4 protein-coding genes are annotated in these 5,203 nt (G+C 68.7%); 3 read left to right on the top strand and 1 reads right to left on the bottom strand.

Annotation, left to right across the window (positions count from 1 at the left end; genetic code table 11):
* Together H0W38_RS16085 and H0W38_RS16080 are read left to right on the top strand one after the other, a co-directional pair.
* Positions 1-350 (top strand): dienelactone hydrolase family protein (locus H0W38_RS16085; RefSeq protein ID WP_292455918.1); only part of this gene is annotated, 350 nt, incomplete at its 5' end.
* 115 nt (positions 351-465) lie between these two features.
* A complete protein-coding gene (locus H0W38_RS16080) occupies positions 466-1,347 on the top strand; it encodes a ZIP family metal transporter (RefSeq protein WP_292455914.1) in 882 nt (293 codons plus the stop codon).
* Positions 1,348-1,371: 24 nt separating this feature from the next.
* On the opposite strand, the gene ppc is transcribed toward H0W38_RS16080, so the two are convergent.
* Positions 1,372-4,218 carry a phosphoenolpyruvate carboxylase gene (ppc, locus tag H0W38_RS16075; RefSeq protein WP_292455912.1) on the bottom strand — a complete coding sequence of 949 codons (2,847 nt, stop codon included), beginning with the start codon at positions 4,216-4,218 and terminating at the stop codon, positions 1,372-1,374.
* A 99-nt stretch (positions 4,219-4,317) separates the two neighbouring features.
* Between ppc and hemC the strand changes: the two genes are divergently transcribed.
* The coding region (gene hemC, locus H0W38_RS16070) for a hydroxymethylbilane synthase (protein ID WP_292455908.1) at positions 4,318-5,203 on the top strand (886 nt) is incomplete at its 3' end.

Genomic DNA, 5,203 nt, shown 5'->3' with positions numbered 1-5,203 from the left:
ACGCGGCGCGCAATCCGCGCGTGAAGGCCGGGGTGGCCTGGTACGGGCGGCTTGTCGGCGAAGCCCGGGCGCTGACGCCCATTCACCCGATCGACGTCCCCAGCTTCCTACGCGCCCCGGTGCTGGGCTTGTACGGCGGGCAGGACAACGGCATCCCGCTTGACACTATTGATAAGATGAAATCAGTTTTGGCGGGTGGCACCCCGGCGGCGCGCAAGTCGGAGTTCGTGATCTACCCCGATGCGCCACACGCATTTCATGCCGATTACCGGCCGAGCTATCGCAAAGAGGCTGCCGAGGACGGCTGGAAGCGCTGTTTGGCGTGGTTGAAGATGCACGGCGTGGGCTGATCCGGCGACAACGCTCGGCGGCAACCGCGCCCTTCGTCGGCGCGGTTTTTTTTCGAGTTCGCGCGTCGCGCTTTTGCGAGGCGCGTGTTTTTTTGGTCGAGGCATACGGAAGAAGATGTCCAACACGCTGCTCTGGATCATTTTGGCCACCTTCGCCGGCGGCGTGCTGTCGGTCGTGATCGCCGCCTCGCTGACCTTGTCGGTGCTCAAGCTGATCGTGCGCCATCTGGTGAGCCTGTCGGCCGGGGTGCTGCTCGGTACGGCCTTGCTCAAGATGCTGCCGGAAGCTTTCGAGACGACCAGCGCATCTCCGCAGGCCCTGTTCGCCACGCTGCTCGGCGGACTGCTGTTCTTCTTCCTGCTCGAGAAGGTCGAGCTCTACCGCCACAGTCACCACCACGAGGGGGATGGCCATCACCACCACCACCACTTCGACGCCGAGCAGGCCGGGCGCGGCGGCTGGAGCGTGCTGCTCGGCGACGGCATCCACAACTTCTGCGACGGCGTGCTGATCGCGACCGCCTTCCTCGTCGATGTCCGGCTCGGCGTGATCACCGCTGCCGCGGTGATCGCCCACGAGATTCCGCAGGAGGTGGGCGACTACATCGTGCTGCTCAATGCCGGCTTCTCTCGCACGCGCGCCCTGGCCTACAACGCGATGTCGGGAATGGCGGCGGTGGTCGGCGGCGTTTTCGGCTACTTCGTGATCCAGCCTTTCCAGCAGTGGTTGCCGTTCCTGCTGGTGATCGCCTCGAGCAGCTTCATCTACGTGGCCGTGGCCGATTTGATCCCGCAGCTGCAGCGCCGCCTGGCCTGGCGCGACACCGTGACGCAACTCGCCTGGCTGGCCGTGGGCATCAGCATGATCGCGTTGTTGTCGGGCTTGTCGCACGATCACGGCGGCGCCGGTGATGAGCACGACCACCACGGTGACGAACACGGCATCGGCCATGACCACACCGGCGAGGCACCGCCGCTGACGAACCGGCGTTTTTGAGTCGCGCCGTCGTGCCGACAGGTCCTAACCCGAATTGCGCAAACCGGCTGCCACGCCGTTGATCGACATGTGGATACCGCGCTGCACGCGCTCGTGCGGCTCGCCTTCGGCGCGTTGCGCCCGGTAGCGGCGCATCAGTTCGACCTGCAGGTGGTTGAGCGGATCGAGATAGGGAAAGCGGTATTCGATCGAGCGCGCTAGCGCCGGGTTGCTTGCCAGACGCCGCGTCTCGCCGGTGATCTGCGAGAGCGCTACCTGCGTGCGGTCCCACTCGGCCTGGATCTGCGCGAAGATCTTGCGGGCAGCGCGCTTGTCGGGCACCAACTCCACGTAGCGCAGGGCCACGGCCAGATCGCTCTTGGCCAGCACCATGTCCATGTTGGACAGCAGCGTGGTGAAGAACGGCCACTGCGCGTGCATGCGCTGCAGCAGCGCCAGCCTCTCGGCCCGTGCGCCTTTGGCAGCCTTCGGCGCCGTGCCGGCCAGAAAGCGCTCGACCGCCGAGCCGAAGCCGTACCAGCCCGGCAGTGCGATGCGGCACTGCCCCCACGAGAAACCCCAGGGAATCGCCCGCAGATCTTCGATGGCGGGCTTGGCATGGCCTTCCTTGGGCCGGGCCGCCGGCCGCGAGCCGATGTTGAGTTCGGCGATCTCGCGGATCGGCGTGGCGGCGAAGAAGTAGTCGGCAAAGCCCGGCGTCTCGTAGACCAGCCCGCGGTAGGCGGCCATGCCGAGCGTCGAGAGTTCGGCGGCGGCGTCGAGAAAGAGTTGCGGTGCCTTGCGCCGCGGCGGCAGCAAGGTGGCCTCGAGCGTGGCGGCCACCAGCGTTTCCAGATTGCGCCGGCCGATGCGCGGGTTGGCGTATTTCGAGGCGATCACTTCCCCTTGTTCGGTCAGTCGGATCTGCCCGTTCACCGTGCCGGGCGGCTGCGCCAGGATGGCCTCGTAGCTCGGCCCGCCGCCGCGGCCGACGGTGCCGCCGCGGCCATGGAACAGGCGCAGCCGCAGGCCTTTTTCGCGCTTGAGCGGCTCGAACAACTCGACCAGCGCCGTCTCCGCGCGGTAGAGCTCCCAATTGCTCGTGAAGAAGCCGCCGTCCTTGTTGCTGTCGGAGTAGCCGAGCATCACGTCCTGCTCGTCGTACTGGTCTGCGCGGCCGCGCAGGATCATGGGCAGCACGCCGGGCAAGGCATAGAACTCGCGCATGATCGGCGCGGCGCGGCGCAGGTCGGCGATGGTCTCGAACAGCGGCACGACGATGAGATCGGCACGCGCCGCGTCGGCGCTTTCGCCCTGCGCATCGAGTGTGCCGTGGAGCAGCCCGCATTCCTTTTGCAGCAGCAGCACCTCGAGCAGGTCGCTCACCGTCTCGGTGTGCGAAATGATGCAGTGGCGGATTGCGGCGGAGCCGAATCGTTGCCGCAGTTCGCGCGCCGCCTCGAAGATCGCCAGCTCGCCGCGGGTGCGCTCGCTGTAGGCGGCTTCGCGCACCTGCAGGCCGCGCGCGTCGGACAGCAGGCGCAGCAGCAAGGCGATCTTGGCGTCCTCCGGCAATGCGCAATAGTCGGCTTCGATGCGCGCGGTAGCCAGCAGCTCGGCGAGCACTGCCTCGTGCTGGTCGGAGCTCTGTCGCAGATCGATCGTCGCCAGGTGAAAGCCGAACACCTGCACGGCGCGGATCAGCGGGCGCAGGCGGCCCACGGCGAGCGCGGCGCCGAAGTGCGAGGCGAGCGAGGCTTCGACCGCGCGCAGGTCCTCCAGCAGTTCCGAGGCAGCGCCGTAGGGCTCGGACGGTGCGATCGCATGGCGCAGGGCCTCGGTGCCGGTCAGCGCGTGCAGCGTGCCGGCCAGGCGCGCATACACGCCGATCAGCGCGCGGCGGTAGGGCTCGTCGACGCGGTGCTCGCTGCGGTCGCCCGAGCGTTCGGCGAGCGAGCGCAGCGCCGGCGTCACCTTGACCAGCAGGCCCGACATCGACAGCTCCCCCCCGAGCGCGTGCACTTCGGTCAGGTAAAAGCGCAGCACGGTTTCGCTGTGACGTGCCAGCGCGAAGCGCAGCGTTTCGGCGCTGACGTTGGGGTTGCCGTCGCGGTCGCCGCCGATCCAGTTGCCCATGCGCAGGAACGGCGCGATCTCGAAGCCGGGCAGCATCTGTTCGATCTCGCCGTAGAGCAGCGGGATCTGGCGCAGGAAGGTGCTCTGGTAGTAGCTCAGCGCGTTGTCGATCTCGTTGGCCACGCTGAGCTTGGAGGTGCGCAACAGGCGCGTCTGCCAGAGCTGCGTGACGCGCGCGCGCAGGTGCTGCTCGTTGGCGGCGCGCTCGCGCTCGGTCGGCAGCGCGTCGCGCGCGCCGATCAGCTCGGCCACGGCGCGCTCGGCGTCGAGCACGCTCTTGCGCTGCACCTCGGTCGGGTGCGCCGTGAGCACGGGCGAGAGGTAGGCATGGGCCAGCGTTTCGGCAATGTCGGACGCACGCACCCCGCGCCGCGCCAGTCGCTCGAAGCTCATTGCCAGCGAGCCCTGCAGCGCAATGCCGCTGCGTTCGTCGCGCTCGCGCTGGCGCACGTTGTGGCGGTCCTCGGCGAGGTTGGCCAGGTGTGAGAAGTAGCTGAACGCGCGCACGACCGAGACGGCCTGGTCGACCGACAGGTTCTTGAGCAGCCGGTCGAGCGAGCGGCCGGCCTGCGCATCGCGCTTGAGCCGGTAGGCCACGGCGAGCTGGCGGATGCGCTCGATCAGCTCGAAGGCCGCCACGCCTTCCTGTTCGCGGATCACGTCGCCGAGGATGCGCCCGAGCAGGCGGATGTCTTCGATCAGCGGGCGGTTCTCGTCGTCGGCAGGGGCGGTCGAACGGCGGGAAGAAGAAGGCATGAAGTCGGCTCGGAAAAAGGGGCGGCTCGAAGGCGAGGAATGCTAGCAGCGGCCGTGCCAGCGGAGCGGCCCGCGTTCGGCCGCTGCTAGCATCGAGCGATGAATCCGCAAGCCTCCCGATGGATCATCGCCACGCGAGAAAGCCGCCTCGCACTGTGGCAGGCCGAGCATGTGCGCGGGCTGCTGCAGGCCCGGCTGCAGGCGCCGGTGGAACTGCTCGGCATGACCACGCGCGGCGACCAGATCCTCGACCGCGCGCTGAGCAAGGTGGGCGGCAAGGGCTTGTTCGTCAAGGAGCTGGAGACGGCGATCGAAAGCGGCGCGGCGCATCTCGCGGTGCATTCGCTCAAGGACGTGCCGATGGACCTGCCGGCCGGCTTCGTGCTCGCGGCGGTGCTGGAGCGCGAGGACCCGCGGGACGCCTGGGTGTCGCCGCGCCATGACGGCTTGGCCGCGCTGCCGGCCGGTGCGGTGGTCGGCACTTCCAGCCTGCGCCGCGCGAGCCAGCTGCGTGCGCAGCGGCCCGACCTGCGCATCGAGCCGCTGCGCGGCAACCTCGACACCCGGCTGCGCAAACTCGACGAGGGCCACTTTGACGCCATCGTGCTGGCCGCCGCCGGCCTGAAACGACTCGGCTTGTCCGCTCGCATCCGCAGCGTGTTCGCGTCCGACGCGATGATCCCCGCCGCGGGTCAAGGCGCGCTAGGCATCGAAGTGCACGCCGATTGCGCCGAGCGACATCCGCTCCTTTGGTCCGCCCTGCAGTCGCTCAAGGACGCACCTGCGTGGCTGGCCGTGCACGCCGAGCGTGCGGTCTCGCGCCAGCTCGGCGGCAGTTGCAGCATGCCGCTGGCTGCGCACGCGCACTGGCAAGGCAACGGGCGGCTGACGCTGCGCGCGGCGCTCGGCAGCGCCGAGGGCGATGCGCCGGTGCTGCTGCGCGTGGAGCTCGACGCAGCCGTGGCCGACGTGGCCTCGGCTGAAG

The organism is Methylibium sp., from assembly GCF_013817365.1.
Taxonomy (GTDB): domain Bacteria; phylum Pseudomonadota; class Gammaproteobacteria; order Burkholderiales; family Burkholderiaceae_C; genus Methylibium.
Note: the sequence above shows the minus strand (reverse complement) of the source record. Positions and strands in the feature narration are given on the sequence as shown.

What these genes read in the sequence shown, in the direction of transcription:
- H0W38_RS16080 (WP_292455914.1), top strand. Translation starts at nt 466, where the DNA reads ATGTCCAACACGCTGCTCTGGATCATTTTGGCCACCTTCGCCGGCGGC.
- ppc (WP_292455912.1), bottom strand. Translation starts at nt 4,218, where the DNA reads ATGCCTTCTTCTTCCCGCCGTTCGACCGCCCCTGCCGACGACGAGAAC.